Raw genomic sequence first — 14,341 nt, 5'->3', positions numbered from 1 at the left:
CAAGGTTCATAGTCAGACCGCTACCAGCACAATGGCGCCCAGCACCACGACGGCTCCGGCGGCGATCGACGCGGCATACCAGCGCAGCTGACCGGTCTCGGTACGGCTCAGGGCGTTGTGACCGCCTTTGGCCAGACGCGGGATCAGGCCGATGGTCTGGTCGAGCGGGTCTTTGCGCAGCAGATGACTGATCGCCAGGTAAGGCTTGACGAACAGCTTGTCGTAGATCCAGTCGAAGCCCCAGGCGGCGAACCACCAGGCTGAAAGGAAACGACCGATGCCGCTGTTGGCGACCGCCGTGACGAAGCGACGCTTGCCGAGGAACAGCACCGCGGCCAGCAGGATACCGGCCAGGGCGATGGCGCCCGAGGTGATTTCCAGGCTGTGCTTGGCTTCGCCGCCGGCATGTCCGGCGCTTTCCGGCAGGACGCCAGCCAGTGGCGGATGAATCCAGGCACCGACGAAGGTCGACAGCACGATCAGCACACCCAGTGGCAGCCAGTGGGCGATCCCGTGGCCGGCGTGGGCCTCGGTCTTGGCTTCACCGTGGAAGGTGATGAAGATCAGGCGGAAGGTGTACAGCGAGGTCATGAACGCGCCGACCAGGCCTGCATAGAGCAGATTGTGGTTACCGCTGGCGAAGGCTTCCCAAAGGATTTCGTCCTTGGAGTAGAAACCGGCGGTGATGATCGGCAGGGCGGACAGGGCGGCACCACCGACGATGAAGCTGGTGTAGGCCAACGGCAGTTTCTTCCACAGGCCGCCCATCTTGAAGATGTTCTGCTCGTGGTGGCAGGCAACGATCACCGCACCGGACGCGAGGAACAGCAGGGCCTTGAAGAAGGCGTGGGTCATCAGGTGGAAGATCGCGCCTTCCCAGGCACCGACGCCCAGGGCCAGGAACATGTAGCCGATCTGGCTCATGGTCGAGTAGGCGAGGATCCGTTTGATGTCGGTCTGCACCAGGGCGGCAAAGCCGGCCAGGACCAGGGTCACGCCACCGACGATGCCCACCAGATGCAGGATATCCGGCGCCAGGCTGAACAGACCGTGGGTACGGGCGATCAGGTAGACGCCGGCGGTGACCATGGTCGCGGCGTGAATCAGTGCCGAAACCGGGGTCGGACCGGCCATCGCGTCCGCCAGCCAGGTCTGCAGCGGCAGTTGCGCGGATTTACCGACCGCGCCGCCGAGCAGCATCAGGGTCGCCAGGACGATCCAGAAGTCGCCGACCTTGAAGTGCTCCGGCGCCTTGACCAGCAGCTCCTGGATATTCAGCGTGCCCAGCTGGGTGAACAGGATGAACAGGCCGATGGCCATGAACACGTCGCCGATACGGGTGACGATAAAGGCCTTGAGGGCGGCGTTACCGTTGTTGCGGTTGCTGTAGTAGAAACCGATCAACAGGTAGGAGCACAGGCCCACGCCTTCCCAGCCGAGGTACAGGAACAACAGGTTATCGCCCAGGACCAGGAACAGCATGCTGGCGATAAACAGGTTGGTGTAGGCGAAGAAGCGCGAGTATCCGTCTTCACCGCGCATGTACCAGGAGGCGAACAGGTGGATCAGGAAACCTACGCCGACCACCACGCCGAGCATGGTGATCGACAGGCCGTCGATGTACAGGGCGAAGTTGGGGGCAAAGCCTTCCACCGACATCCACTGCCACAGCACCAGGGTGTAGTGGCCACCCTCGGGCGGCGCGACGTTGAATTGCCAGATCACATAGGCGGCGACGATGGCCGACAGGCCAATGGAGCCGACCCCGATCAGGGCCGAGAGGTTTTCCGAGAGGCGTCCACGGGAGAACGACAGCAGCAGGAAACCGAGCAGGGGGAATACGAAAGTCAGAAAGATCATGTTCATCCGCGCATCTCACTGGCAGCGTCGATATCGAGCGTGTGGAAGCGGCGATACAGTTGCAGCAGGATCGCCAGGCCGATACTGGCCTCGGCGGCTGCCAGGCTGATCACCAGGATGAACATGATCTGTCCATCCGGCTGCGCCCAACGGGAGCCCGCGACGATGAAGGCCAGGGCGGCGGCGTTCATCATCACCTCCAGGCTCATCAACACGAAGAGGATGTTACGGCGGACCATCAGGCCGATCAGGCCGAGGCTGAACAGGATGCCGGCGACAGCCAGGCCATGTTCAAGAGGGATAGCAGGCATGAATTACTCCTTCGCCTCGTTGCGGCCCAAGTGGAATGCCGTGATGGCTGCGGCGAGCAGCAGCATCGAGGCGAGTTCGACCACCAGCAGGTACGGACCGAACAGGCTGATGCCCACGGCCTTGGCGCCCACGGTGGTTTGACCGATACCCACGCCGCTGCTGTGGCTGAACAGCACATAGAGCAGTTCGACCAGCAGCAGGGCGCAGAGGATCACCGGACCGATCCAGATCCCCGGCTTGAGCCAGTCGCGCTCTTGCAGTACCGAGGCCGGCCCGAGGTTCAGCATCATCACCACGAACACGAACAGCACCATGATGGCACCGGCGTAGGCGATCACTTCCAGGGCGCCGGCAAACGGCGCCCCGAGGCTGAAGAAGGTCATCGCCACGGCGATCAACGAGATAATCAGGTAGAGCAGGGCATGCACAGGGTTGGTGTTGGTGATCACGCGCAGCGTGGACAGAACAGCGACACCCGATGCGAAATAGAAAGCGAATTCCATCGTTCTTCCTTAAGGCAGCAAGCTCTTCACGTTGATCGGCTCGGCTTCGTTCTGGGCAGCGCCTTTCGGCTTCCCGGCAACGGCCATCCCTGCAACACGATAGAAGTTGTAATCAGGGTTCTTGCCGGGGCCGGAGATCAGCAGATCTTCTTTCTCGTACACCAGGTCCTGACGTTTGAACTCGGCCATCTCGAAATCCGGTGTCAGCTGGATCGCGGTGGTCGGGCAGGCTTCCTCGCAGAGGCCGCAGAAAATGCAGCGCGAGAAGTTGATGCGGAAGAACTCCGGGTACCAACGACCGTCGTCGGTTTCGGCTTTCTGCAGCGAGATGCAACCCACCGGGCACGCCACGGCGCACAGGTTGCAGGCCACGCAGCGCTCTTCGCCGTCGGGGTCGCGGGTCAGCACGATGCGACCGCGATAACGCGGCGGCAGGTACACCGCTTCTTCCGGGTATTGCAGGGTGTCGCGTTTGCGGAAGCCATGGCCGAAAACCATCACCAGGCTTCGCAACTGGGTACCGGTACCCTTAACGATGTCGCCAATATATTTGAACATGGGTCAAATCCTCACTGAACCGCGCCCGCAGGCGTGTTCAACAACACAATCGCAGCGGTCACCAGCATGTTGATCAGGGTCAGCGGCAGGCAGAATTTCCAGCTGAAATCCATCACCTGGTCATAGCGTGGGCGCGGAATCGAAGCGCGCAGCAGGATGAACAGCATGATGAAGAACCCGGTCTTCAGGGCGAACCAGATGAACGACAGTTGCGGCAGGATGCCGAACGGACCGTGCCAGCCACCGAAGAACAGAGTGACCAGCAACGCCGAGATCAGGATGATGCCGATGTACTCGCCCACGAAGAACATGCCCCACTTCATGCCGGCATATTCAATGTGGTAACCGTCGGCCAGTTCCTGTTCCGCTTCCGGCTGGTCGAAGGGGTGACGGTGAGTCACGGCCACGCCGGCGATGAAGAAGGTCAGGAAGCCGAAGATCTGCGGAATCACGAACCACAGGTGTTGGGCCTGGTAGTCGACGATGTCGCGCATGTTGAACGAGCCGACCTGGATCACGATGCCCATCAGCGACAGGCCCATGAACACTTCATAGGACACGGTCTGCGCCGAGGCACGCAAGCTACCGAGCAGGGCGTACTTGTTGGCGCTCGACCAACCGGCGAACAACACCGCGTAGACCGACAGGCCGGCCATGGCGAAGAAGAACAGCAGGCCGATGTTCAGGTCCGCGACACCCCAGGTCGGGGTGATCGGGATGATGGCGAAGGCGATCAGCAGGGCGCTCATGGCCACCACCGGTGCCAGGGTGAAGATCACCTTGTCGGCAAACGGTGGGGTCCAGTCTTCCTTGAAGAACATCTTCAACATGTCGGCGGCGATCTGGAACATGCCGAACGGGCCGACGCGGTTCGGACCGTAGCGGTCCTGCCACCAGCCCAGCAGGCGACGTTCGACGAAGCTCAGCAAGGCGCCGCAGACCACCACGGCCAGCAGCACCACGATGGCCTTGACGACCGAGAGGATCACGTCGATCACTTCAGGGGTGAACCAGGTCATTGAGCTGCCTCCTGCAGACCGTCAACGGATTTGCCGAAAATCGCCGGAGGAATGCCCGCCAGGCCGGCCGGCAAGGCCACCAGGCCGGCACCCAGCTCTTCGTTGATGCGCAGCGGCAGACGCAGGGTGGTGCCGGCAACGTTCAGGCTGAGCAGGGCGCCGTCGTTGACGCCCAGGCGATCGGCTTCGGACTTGGCCAGGGACACGTAGGCGGCCGGGATGCGCTCTTGTACCGGTGCGGCTTTCGAGGAGGTTTCCTCGCTGCCGAACAGGTGGAAGAACGGCACCACTTGCCAGGTGCCCTGGGCCGGGTTGAAGGCGCGTGGGACATTGGCGAACCAGTTCAGCGAGTCGCCCTGGCTTTCGATCAGGCGGGTGCCCGGGTCGCCAGCGCGGATATGACCACCGACTTCGTCCTGGAACTTGTTCCAGGCCTGTGGCGAGTTCCAGCCCGGCGACCAGGCGAACGGCACCTGTTGGCGCGGTTCGACGGAGCCCGAGTAACCTTCCATGGAGAAGGCGAAGGCGGTGTCGACGTCCTGGGAGGTACGCGGTTCGTGCACGCTGATATTGGCGCGCATGGCGGTCCGGCCGGAGTAGCGCAGCGGTTCGCGGGCCAGTTTCATGCCCTTGATGCGGAACGCGGCGGAAGGCGCGGCGTCGACGATGCGCGCCAGTTGCGGCGTGCTCGCAGCGCAGGCGGCGGTGACGTGGTCCAGTTGGGTCCAGTCGATCGGCTGGTTGAGCAGGGTTGCGCGCAGGGCGTGCAGCCAGCGCCAGCCTTCGTGGACCAGGATGCTGGCATCGAGGTACTTCGGATCGAAGACCTGGAAGAAGCGCTGGGCGCGGCCTTCCTGACTGACCAGGGTGCCGTCGCCTTCGGCGAAGCTGGCCGCTGGCAGGACCAGGTGGGCGCGGTCGCTGGTGGCGGTTTTCTGATGGTCGGCAACGATCACTACTTTCGCGGCGTTCAGCGCGGCGTCGACCTTGGCCTTGTCGGTGCGGGTGTACAGATCGTTTTCCAGCACGACGATGGCGTCGGCCTTGCCGTCGATCACCGCTTGCAGGGCGGCGTCCAGGGACTCGCCGCCGAACATGGCCAGGCCGAGGCTGTTGGCTTCCGGCACGATCAGGCTGATGGAACCGTTCTTCTCGCGCAGCTTCAAGGCCTTGGCGATGTTGGCCGCGGCTTCGATCAGCGCCTTGGAACCCAGGGAGGTACCGGCGATGATCAGTGGGCGCTTGGCCGCCAGCAGGGCGTCGGCGATGCGTTGGGCCAGGGCTTGGGCTTCAGCGTCCAGGCCTTCGACAGCCGGGGCGCTGGCGTCGAGGGCGTGGGCCACGGCGAAACCGATGCGCGCCAGGTCGTCGGGCGCGGCGTGCACGCACTCTTCGGCGATATCGTCGAGCTTGGTTTCAGCCAGGCTGGCGATAAACAGCGGGTTCAGCGCGTGCTGGCCGATGTTCTTCACCGCGGCATCGAGCCAAGGCTGGACGCGCATGGCCTCGGCCATGTCCTCGGCCTTGCCCTTGACCGATTGGCGCAGGGCCAGGGCCATGCGCGCGGCAGTCTGGGTCAGGTCTTCACCGAGAACGAACACGGCGTCGTGGTCTTCGATGTCGCGCATGTTCGGAACCGGCAGCGGGCTGTCGTTCAGTACTTGCAGGACCAGGCGGATGCGTTCCAGCTCGGCGGCTTCGATACCCGAGTAGAAGTGCTCGGCACCGACCAGCTCGCACAGGGCGAAGTTGCTTTCCAGGCTGGCGCGGGGCGAACCGATACCGACGATATTGCGGCCGCGCAGCAGCTCGGCGGCTTTATCCAGGGCTTCGTCCAGGCTCAGCTTGGCGCCGTTGGCCAGCAGCGGCTGGCGTGGGCGATCTTCGCGGTTGACGTAGCCATAGCCGAAACGGCCACGGTCGCAGAGGAAGTACTGGTTGACCGAACCGTTGAAGCGGTTTTCGATCCGACGCAGCTCGCCGTAGCGCTCGCCCGGGCTGATGTTGCAACCGCTGGAGCAGCCATGGCAGATGCTCGGCGAGAACTGCATGTCCCACTTGCGGTTGTAGCGCTCGGAGTGGGTCTTGTCGGTGAACACACCGGTCGGGCAGACCTCGGTGAGGTTGCCGGAGAATTCGCTTTCCAGGGTGCCGTCTTCGACGCGACCGAAGTACACGTTGTCGTGGGCACCGAACACACCGAGGTCGGTACCGCCGGCGTAGTCCTTGTAGAAGCGCACGCAGCGATAGCAGGCGATGCAGCGGTTCATTTCGTGGGAAATGAACGGGCCCAGTTGCTGGTTCTGGTGGGTGCGCTTGGTGAAGCGATAACGACGCTCGTTGTGGCCGGTCATCACAGTCATGTCTTGCAGGTGGCAGTGACCGCCTTCCTCGCAGACCGGGCAGTCGTGCGGGTGGTTGGTCATCAGCCATTCGACGACGCTGGCGCGAAAGACTTTGGCTTCCTCGTCATCGATGGAGATCCAGCTGCCGTCGGAAGCCGGGGTCATGCAGGACATGACGATACGACCACGCTTGTCGTTCTCGTCGTTGAACTGCTTGACCGCGCACTGGCGACAGGCACCGACGCTACCGAGCGCGGGGTGCCAGCAGAAATAAGGGATGTCGAGGCCTAGCGACAGACACGCCTGTAACAGGTTGTCTGCCCCATCGACTTCGAGCGCTTTGCCGTCTACGTGGATAGTGGCCATGGTTCAAAGTTCTTCGTTGGCCCGCGTCTGCGGGCGTGGCTAATGGAATCCTGGTCCTCGCCTGGCGCATCACAAGTGCGTCTTCAGGCGAGCAAGAGGGCGGCACGGGCCGCCCTCCCTTTCGATACGTTATGCGCCGACTACGATCGGCCGCGCCAAAGGCGGGACGGCTGCACTCTTGTGTGCGATGCCAGCCTCGAACTCCGGACGGAAATACTTGATGGCGCTGCCCAATGGCTCGACGGCACCCGGTGCGTGGGCACAGAAGGTCTTGCCCGGGCCGAGGAAACCGACCAGACCCAGCAGGGTCTCGATATCGCCGACCTGGCCTTCGCCGTTCTCCAGCGCGCGCAGCAGCTTGACGCTCCACGGCAGGCCGTCGCGGCAAGGGGTGCAGAAACCGCACGACTCACGAGCGAAGAACTCTTCCATGTTGCGCAGCAGCGAGACCATGTTGACGCTGTCGTCCACCGCCATGGCCAGGCCGGTGCCCATGCGGGTGCCAACCTTGCCGATGCCGCCTGCATACATTTGCGCGTCCAGGTGTTCGGGCAGGAGGAAACCGGTACCGGCGCCGCCGGGCTGCCAGCACTTGAGCTTGAAGCCATCGCGCATGCCGCCGGCGTAGTCTTCGAACAGCTCGCGGGCGGTGATGCCGAACGGCAGTTCCCACAGGCCAGGGTTCTTCACTTTGCCGGAGAAGCCCATCAGCTTGGTGCCGTGGTCTTCGCTGCCTTCGCGGGCGAGGGATTTGTACCAGTCGATGCCGTTGCCGATGATCGCCGGCACGTTGCACAGGGTCTCGACGTTGTTCACGCAGGTCGGCTTGCCCCAGACGCCGACGGCGGCGGGGAAGGGCGGCTTGGAGCGCGGGTTGGCGCGACGGCCTTCGAGGGAGTTGATCAGTGCGGTTTCTTCACCGCAGATGTAACGCCCGGCGCCGGTGTGGACGAACAGCTCGAAGTCGAAGCCGCTGCCGAGGATGTTCTTGCCCAAGAGGCCTGCGGCCTTGGCTTCTTCCACCGCACGGTTGAGGTGCTTGGCGGCGGTGACGTATTCACCGCGCAGGAAGATGTAGCCACGGTAGGTTTTCAGCGCACGGGCGCTGATCAGCATGCCTTCGATCAACAGATGGGGCAGTTGCTCCATCAGCATGCGGTCCTTCCAGGTGTTCGGCTCCATTTCATCCGCGTTGCACAGCAGGTAGCGGATGTTCATGGATTCGTCTTTGGGCATCAGGCCCCACTTCACCCCGGTGGGGAAGCCGGCACCGCCGCGACCCTTGAGCCCGGCGTCCTTCACGGTCTGGACGATGTCGTCCGTGGCCATGTCGGCGAAGGCCTTGCGGGCGGCGGCATAGCCGTTCTTGGCCTGGTACTCGTCGAGCCACACGGGTTCTGCGTCATCACGCAGGCGCCAGGTCAACGGGTGGGTTTCCGCCGACCGCGCAATGCGGTTGGCAGGGCCGAAGGAAGTCAGGGTCATACGTAGCCCTCCAGCAGTTTGGCAACGCCGGCTGGCTGGACGTCGCCGAAGGTGTCGTCATCGATCATCAGCGCCGGGGCCTTGTCGCAGTTGCCGAGGCAGCAGACGGGCAGCAGGGTGAAGCGCCCGTCGGCGGTGGTTTGACCCAGGCCGATGCCGAGCTTGCTCTGGATCTCGCCGACCACCGACTCGTGGCCGCCGATGTAGCAGACCATGCTGTCGCAGACGCGAATGATGTGACGACCCACCGGCTGGCGGAAGATCTGGCTGTAGAAGGTCGCGACGCCTTCGACGTCGCTGGCCGGAATCCCGAGGATCTCGCCGATGGCGTAGAGCGCGCCGTCAGGCACCCAGCCACGTTCCTTCTGGACGATCTTCAGGGCTTCGATGGACGCCGCGCGCGGGTCTTCGTAGTGATGCAACTCGTGCTCGATGGCCGAGCGCTCGGTTTCGCTCAAGGCGAAACGGTCTGTCTGGATAAGCGGGCTGTTCATGCTTAGCGGTCCACGTCGGCCATAACGAAGTCGATACTACCCAGGTACGCGATCAAGTCCGCGACCATGCTGCCTTTGATCACCGAAGGGATCTGTTGCAGATGCGGGAAGCTTGGGGTGCGGATCCGGGTACGGTAGCTCATGGTGCCGCCGTCGCTCGTCAGGTAATAACTGTTGATGCCCTTGGTCGCTTCGATCATCTGGAAGGATTCGTTGGCCGGCATGACCGGGCCCCACGAAACTTGCAGGAAGTGCGTGATCAGGGTCTCGATGTGCTGCAACGTGCGCTCTTTCGGCGGCGGCGTGGTCAGCGGGTGATCCGCCTTGTACGGGCCTTCCGGCATGTTGCGCATGCACTGGTCGATGATCTTGATGCTCTGGCGCATTTCTTCGACGCGCACCATGCAGCGATCGTAGGCGTCGCCGTTGGCCGCCAGCGGGACTTCGAACTCGAAGTTCTCGTAGCCGGAGTACGGACGCGCTTTACGCAGGTCGAAATCGCAACCGGTGGAGCGCAGGCCGGCACCGGTGACGCCCCATTCCAGGGCTTCCTTGGTGTTGTAGGCGGCGACACCGACGGTCCGACCCTTGAGGATGCTGTTCTGCAGGGCGGCCTTGGTGTACTCGTCGAGGCGTTTTGGCAGCCAGTCGACGAATTCCTTGACCAACCGATCCCAGCCGCGGGGCAGGTCGTGGGCGACGCCGCCGATGCGGTACCAGGCCGGGTGCAGGCGGAAACCGGTGATGGCTTCGATGACCTTGTAGGCGCGCTGGCGGTCGGTGAAGGTGAAGAACACCGGGGTCATGGCGCCGACGTCCTGGATATAGGTCCCCAGGAACAGCAGGTGGCTGGTGATCCGGAAGAACTCGGCCATCATGATGCGGATGGTGTCGACCCGGTCCGGCACCTTGATGCCCGCCAGCTTCTCGACCGAAAGCACGTACGGCAGGTTGTTCATCACCCCGCCGAGATAGTCGATACGGTCGGTGTAGGGGATGAAGCTGTGCCAGGACTGGCGTTCGGCCATTTTCTCGGCGCCACGGTGGTGGTAGCCGATGTCCGGGACGCAGTCGACGACTTCTTCGCCGTCCAGTTGCAGGATGATACGGAAGGCACCGTGGGCCGAAGGGTGGTTCGGGCCCAGGTTGAGGAACATATAGTCCTCGTTGGCCCCGGAACGCTTCATGCCCCAGTCTTCCGGACGGAAGCGCGCGGCCTCTTCCTCAAGCTGTTGCTTGGCCAGGGTCAGGCTGAACGGATCGAACTCGGTGGCACGGGCCGGGAAGTCCTTGCGCAGCGGGTGACCTTCCCAGGTCGGCGGCATCATGATGCGCGACAGGTGCGGGTGGCCGGGGAAATCGATGCCGAACATGTCCCAGACTTCACGCTCGTACCAGTTGGCGTTTGGCCAGATACCGGTCACGGTCGGGATGCTCAGGTCGCTTTCGGACAGGGCGACCTTGATCATCACGTCGCTGTTACGTTCCAGCGACATCAGGTGATAGAACACGGTGAAATCGGCGCCGCTCGGCAGGCCCTGGCGCTTGGTGCGCAGACGCTCGTCCACGCCGTGCAGGTCATAGAGCATGACGTACGGCTTGGGCAGGTTGCGCAGGAAGGTCAGGACTTCGACGAGCTTGGCCCGGGTCACCCAGAGCACCGGCATGCCGGTGCGGGTGGCCTGGGCGGTAAAGGCCTCGGGGCCGAAACGGTTGTTCAGTTCGACGACCACATCCTGGTCGTCAGCCTTGTAAGGCGGGATGTACAGAGCACTGCCTGTAGTCATGGTTTCTTATCGCTTTCGGTCAACGTAAAGAATGAAGCCAGCTTCTCGTTTCTTTTTACAGAGCGGATCTGGATCAGACTTCGTCGGGGCTGCGCAGGTTGGTGACCTGAATACGCTGTTCGCGGCGCTGTTCCTTTTGCGACGGCATCTCGGCGCGATACACGCCTTGATCACCGACGACCCAGGAAAGTGGGCGACGCTCCTGGCCAATCGACTCCTGCAACAGCATCAAGCCTTGCAGGAAAGCCTCGGGACGGGGCGGGCAGCCAGGCACGTAGACGTCCACGGGCAGGAACTTGTCCACGCCCTGGACCACGGAGTAAATGTCGTACATGCCGCCGGAGTTGGCGCACGAACCCATGGAGATGACCCACTTGGGTTCGAGCATTTGCTCGTAGAGACGCTGGATGATCGGCGCCATCTTGATGAAGCAGGTGCCGGCAATAACCATGAAATCCGCCTGACGCGGCGATGCCCGGATAACCTCGGCGCCGAAGCGGGCGATGTCGTGGGGCGCCGTGAAGGCGGTGGTCATTTCCACATAGCAGCAGGACAAGCCGAAGTTGTACGGCCACAGGGAGTTCTTGCGCCCCCAGTTGACCGCGCCGTTCAGCACGTCTTCCAGCTTGCCCATGTAGATGTTCTTGTGGACTTGATCCTCTAACGGATCGGAAACGGTTTCCCGTTGGCCGATCGGGTACTGCTCGTTAGGCGCATCCGGGTCGATTCGAGTGAGATTGTATTGCATTGCCAAAGCCTCATTGTTTCAGCTTCGCCTGCCGCTTCTGACGAGCTTGCGGAGCCCAATCAAGCGCCCCCACTCGGTAAAGGTAGACAAGACCTGCCAACAGAATTGCTATGAAAACGAGAGCTTCGACGAATCCGGTCCAGCCGCTTTCGCGGACGGACACAGACCATGCAAAGAGAAAGAGGGCTTCGATATCGAAGATCACGAACAGCATCGCGACCAGATAGAATTTGGCTGAGAGCCGCAAGCGGGCGCTACCGGTAGGCAGCATGCCGGACTCGAACGGTTCGTTTTTGCTGCGGCCCCAGGCTTTTGACCCGAGGAGGCTGGAAAGACCGAGCATGAAGGCGCAGAGGCCGACGACGCCGAGCAGGAAAATGGCAAAGCCCCAGTTGTGGGCCATGAGTCCGGTCGCTTCGGTCATGCGGGTAATCCTTAACAGAGCGCAAAGGTCTCTGAGCGTGATAAAGAAGTAAAAACAGTGACGATATGTCGCAGTGCAATCTAGCCCGGTGATTTTATGGCTAAACACCGGGCAAGTAAATTTTCTATAGCGAAATTATTGGCTGGAATAAGGACATGTCGAGGTCTCGATGGCTCGCAGGCCATGTACTGTGGGCATTAGGGGCCTTTTTGTTAATTATGTTTTATCCGCATTGTAATGAACGAAGTGAATATTGAATGATAATTGATATCATCTAGGTCGATCCAATGCTTGTTGCTGGCCGCGACGGGAAGTGTAGTGGCTTTAACCGCGCGCGGGATGAAAGTTGCGTCGCGCGTCGTTTTAGCACTTTTTGTCGTAATCGATACCGCTCTGGATCAATGTTTTGCACTGTCGCGGTTGAACGCATTCCTGTAGGAGCAGGGCTTGCCCGCGAAGAGGCCCCTGAGTCCTGCGCCGCTCATCCGGCCGCCTTCGCGGGCAAGCCCTGCTCCTGCAAAGTGCAGTGGCGAGTCTGTAGGCGACACGCAAAAAAACGCCCCGAACCAGTCGGGGCGTCAGTTTTCCAGGCATTCCAGTTAGTTCTGCTTCGCTCTGGAATGGCCGCTTGCTCGCAGCAGACTCAGTGGAACTGTTCTTCTTCGGTCGAACCGGTCAGCGCGGTCACCGAGGACGAGCCGCCCTGGATCACGGTGGTCATGTCGTCGAAGTAGCCGGTGCCGACTTCCTGCTGGTGCGCGACGAAGGTGTAACCCTTGGCCGCGTCGGCGAATTCCTGCTCCTGCAGCTTCACGTAGGCGGTCATGTCGTTACGGGCGTAGTCGTGCGCCAGGTTGAACATGCTGTGCCACATGTTGTGGATACCCGCCAGGGTGATGAACTGGTGCTTGTAGCCCATGGCCGACAGTTCGCGCTGGAACTTGGCGATGGTCGCGTCGTCCAGATTCTTCTTCCAGTTGAAGGAAGGCGAGCAGTTGTAGGACAGGATCTGGTCCGGGTATTCCTTCTTGATGGCCTCGGCGAAGCGACGGGCTTCGTCCAGGTCCGGCTTGGCGGTTTCACACCAGATCAGGTCGGCATATGGTGCATAGGCCAGGCCGCGGGCAATGGCCTGGTCGAGGCCGGCGCGGACCTTGTAGAAACCTTCCTGGGTACGGGTGCCAACGACGAACGGCTGGTCGTACGGGTCGCAGTCGGAGGTCAGCAGGTCAGCGGCGTTGGCGTCGGTACGGGCCAGGATGATGGTCGGTACACCGGCGACGTCGGCTGCCAGGCGGGCGGCGGTCAGCTTCTGCACGGCTTCCTGGGTCGGAACCAGTACCTTGCCGCCCATGTGGCCACATTTCTTCACGGAAGCCAGTTGGTCTTCGAAGTGCACACCGGCGGCGCCCGCTTCGATCATGCTCTTCATCAGCTCGTAGGCGTTCAGGACGCCGCCGAAACCGGCTTCGGCGTCGGCCACGATCGGCGCGAAGTAGTCGATGTAGCCGTCATCGCCCGGGTTCTTGCCGGCTTTCCACTGGATCTGGTCGGCGCGACGGAACGAGTTGTTGATGCGCTTGACCACGGTCGGCACGGAGTCCACCGGGTACAGCGACTGGTCGGGGTACATGGATTCGGCGGAGTTGTTGTCCGCAGCGACTTGCCAGCCCGACAGGTAGATCGCCTGGATCCCGGCCTTGACTTGCTGTACAGCCTGGCCACCGGTCAGGGCGCCCATGCAGTTGACGAAATCTTTATCCGGGCGGAAGGACGGCTTGGCGCCTTGGGTCACCAGGTTCCACAGTTTCTCGGCGCCCATGCGGGCCAGGGTGTGCTCGGGTTGAACCGAGCCACGCAGGCGGACCACGTCAGCGGCGGAGTAAGTGCGTGTCACGCCTTTCCAGCGCGGGTTTTCAGCCCAGTCTTTTTCAAGGGCTGCAATTTGCTGTTCGCGTGTCAGTGCCATGGAGATAAACCTCGTCGCATAGGTCTTGGGTGGAGAGTTCCTTGCTCCGCCGCAGGCTCAAGGGAAGGCTTGGGCAAACGGCTGCTCGCTGACCAGAAGCTTAGGCGTTCAGGTACGGTCCGGCGGGGAAGGCGACGATTGAACGATGAGCTCAAGGGGGGAAGTGAGCGAGGCGAGGGCGAGCCTTCGGGCGCATTGGGGCGTCGTGGGCCTTCATGCGGACTTCAGGGGTCTTGCCGTTCTACCTATTACGCTTCCGTCCCTCGGGACAACTTCGTTCCAGTCGCAACCTCGTCAAACGCGCCTTGTGGGCGGAACAGACACGAATCGGCTCAGGTGGGTGGGTCAGAGCGGCGATCCGAAGGCCCTTGCCAGGGCCCCTGATTAGCGGGAGCGAGGCCATCATGCCTTCGGTTTTTTGGCTCGTCAAACATTTTGTAGTGCTTTTTTTATGGCACTACATCTTTAGTC

Annotated in this window: 12 protein-coding genes; all 12 read right to left on the bottom strand. The window is 62.1% G+C overall.

Going from position 1 to position 14,341, the window contains the following annotated elements; all coding sequences use genetic code 11:
- Positions 1–12 precede the first annotated feature (12 nt).
- Entirely contained in the window at positions 13–1,866 is a 1,854-nt protein-coding gene (gene nuoL, locus M5B99_RS12590; RefSeq protein ID WP_248804309.1) for an NADH-quinone oxidoreductase subunit L, read from the bottom strand.
- On the bottom strand, positions 1,863–2,171 hold the full coding sequence (gene nuoK / locus M5B99_RS12585; protein WP_100940069.1) for an NADH-quinone oxidoreductase subunit NuoK: 309 nt from the start codon (positions 2,169–2,171) through the stop codon (positions 1,863–1,865). The genes nuoL and nuoK overlap by 4 nt, the downstream gene beginning before the upstream one ends.
- Positions 2,172–2,174: 3 nt before the next feature.
- Positions 2,175–2,675 (bottom strand): NADH-quinone oxidoreductase subunit J, encoded by a 501-nt coding sequence (gene nuoJ, locus M5B99_RS12580; protein ID WP_248804308.1) that lies wholly within the window; start codon positions 2,673–2,675, stop codon positions 2,175–2,177.
- Between the two features lie 9 nt (positions 2,676–2,684).
- Positions 2,685–3,233, bottom strand: a complete 549-nt coding sequence (nuoI, locus tag M5B99_RS12575) for an NADH-quinone oxidoreductase subunit NuoI (RefSeq protein WP_032627864.1) — start codon at positions 3,231–3,233, stop codon at positions 2,685–2,687.
- 11 nt (positions 3,234–3,244) lie between these two features.
- Positions 3,245–4,252, bottom strand: coding sequence for an NADH-quinone oxidoreductase subunit NuoH (gene nuoH / locus M5B99_RS12570; RefSeq protein ID WP_248804307.1), 1,008 nt, complete (start codon positions 4,250–4,252; stop codon positions 3,245–3,247).
- On the bottom strand, positions 4,249–6,963 hold the full coding sequence (gene nuoG / locus M5B99_RS12565; protein ID WP_248804306.1) for an NADH-quinone oxidoreductase subunit NuoG: 2,715 nt from the start codon (positions 6,961–6,963) through the stop codon (positions 4,249–4,251). The genes nuoH and nuoG overlap by 4 nt, the downstream gene beginning before the upstream one ends.
- A 129-nt stretch (positions 6,964–7,092) precedes the next feature.
- On the bottom strand, positions 7,093–8,448 hold the full coding sequence (gene nuoF, locus M5B99_RS12560; RefSeq protein ID WP_248804305.1) for an NADH-quinone oxidoreductase subunit NuoF: 1,356 nt from the start codon (positions 8,446–8,448) through the stop codon (positions 7,093–7,095).
- The gene (nuoE, locus tag M5B99_RS12555; protein WP_040069325.1) at positions 8,445–8,942 is read right to left on the bottom strand and encodes an NADH-quinone oxidoreductase subunit NuoE; all 498 of its coding nucleotides are present in this window, start codon (positions 8,940–8,942) and stop codon (positions 8,445–8,447) included. Before nuoE ends, nuoF begins: the two co-directional genes overlap by 4 nt.
- 2 nt (positions 8,943–8,944) lie before the next feature.
- The gene (gene nuoC, locus M5B99_RS12550) at positions 8,945–10,729 is read right to left on the bottom strand and encodes an NADH-quinone oxidoreductase subunit C/D (protein ID WP_248800050.1); all 1,785 of its coding nucleotides are present in this window, start codon (positions 10,727–10,729) and stop codon (positions 8,945–8,947) included.
- Between the two features lie 73 nt (positions 10,730–10,802).
- Positions 10,803–11,477 (bottom strand): NuoB/complex I 20 kDa subunit family protein, encoded by a 675-nt coding sequence (locus M5B99_RS12545; protein WP_100940076.1) that lies wholly within the window; start codon positions 11,475–11,477, stop codon positions 10,803–10,805.
- Positions 11,478–11,487: 10 nt separating this feature from the next.
- Positions 11,488–11,901 (bottom strand): NADH-quinone oxidoreductase subunit A, encoded by a 414-nt coding sequence (locus tag M5B99_RS12540; protein ID WP_010444610.1) that lies wholly within the window; start codon positions 11,899–11,901, stop codon positions 11,488–11,490.
- Positions 11,902–12,544: 643 nt separating this feature from the next.
- Positions 12,545–13,870, bottom strand: a complete 1,326-nt coding sequence (gene aceA / locus M5B99_RS12535) for an isocitrate lyase (RefSeq protein ID WP_248800049.1) — start codon at positions 13,868–13,870, stop codon at positions 12,545–12,547.
- Between the last annotated feature and the right edge of the window lie 471 nt (positions 13,871–14,341).

The sequence above is a fragment of the Pseudomonas sp. MWU13-2100 genome (assembly GCF_023242365.1).
In the GTDB taxonomy this organism is placed as follows: Bacteria; Pseudomonadota; Gammaproteobacteria; order Pseudomonadales; family Pseudomonadaceae; genus Aquipseudomonas.
The sequence above is the reverse complement of the archived record's forward strand: the minus strand, read 5'-3'. Positions and strand labels throughout refer to the sequence as shown.

What these genes read in the sequence shown, in the direction of transcription:
- M5B99_RS12540 (WP_010444610.1), bottom strand. Translation starts at nt 11,901, where the DNA reads ATGACCGAAGCGACCGGACTCATGGCCCACAACTGGGGCTTTGCCATT.
- nuoJ (WP_248804308.1), bottom strand. Translation starts at nt 2,675, where the DNA reads ATGGAATTCGCTTTCTATTTCGCATCGGGTGTCGCTGTTCTGTCCACG.
- nuoH (WP_248804307.1), bottom strand. Translation starts at nt 4,252, where the DNA reads ATGACCTGGTTCACCCCTGAAGTGATCGACGTGATCCTCTCGGTCGTC.
- nuoK (WP_100940069.1), bottom strand. Translation starts at nt 2,171, where the DNA reads ATGCCTGCTATCCCTCTTGAACATGGCCTGGCTGTCGCCGGCATCCTG.
- aceA (WP_248800049.1), bottom strand. Translation starts at nt 13,870, where the DNA reads ATGGCACTGACACGCGAACAGCAAATTGCAGCCCTTGAAAAAGACTGG.
- nuoF (WP_248804305.1), bottom strand. Translation starts at nt 8,448, where the DNA reads ATGACCCTGACTTCCTTCGGCCCTGCCAACCGCATTGCGCGGTCGGCG.
- M5B99_RS12545 (WP_100940076.1), bottom strand. Translation starts at nt 11,477, where the DNA reads ATGCAATACAATCTCACTCGAATCGACCCGGATGCGCCTAACGAGCAG.
- nuoC (WP_248800050.1), bottom strand. Translation starts at nt 10,729, where the DNA reads ATGACTACAGGCAGTGCTCTGTACATCCCGCCTTACAAGGCTGACGAC.
- nuoL (WP_248804309.1), bottom strand. Translation starts at nt 1,866, where the DNA reads ATGAACATGATCTTTCTGACTTTCGTATTCCCCCTGCTCGGTTTCCTG.
- nuoE (WP_040069325.1), bottom strand. Translation starts at nt 8,942, where the DNA reads ATGAACAGCCCGCTTATCCAGACAGACCGTTTCGCCTTGAGCGAAACC.
- nuoG (WP_248804306.1), bottom strand. Translation starts at nt 6,963, where the DNA reads ATGGCCACTATCCACGTAGACGGCAAAGCGCTCGAAGTCGATGGGGCA.
- nuoI (WP_032627864.1), bottom strand. Translation starts at nt 3,233, where the DNA reads ATGTTCAAATATATTGGCGACATCGTTAAGGGTACCGGTACCCAGTTG.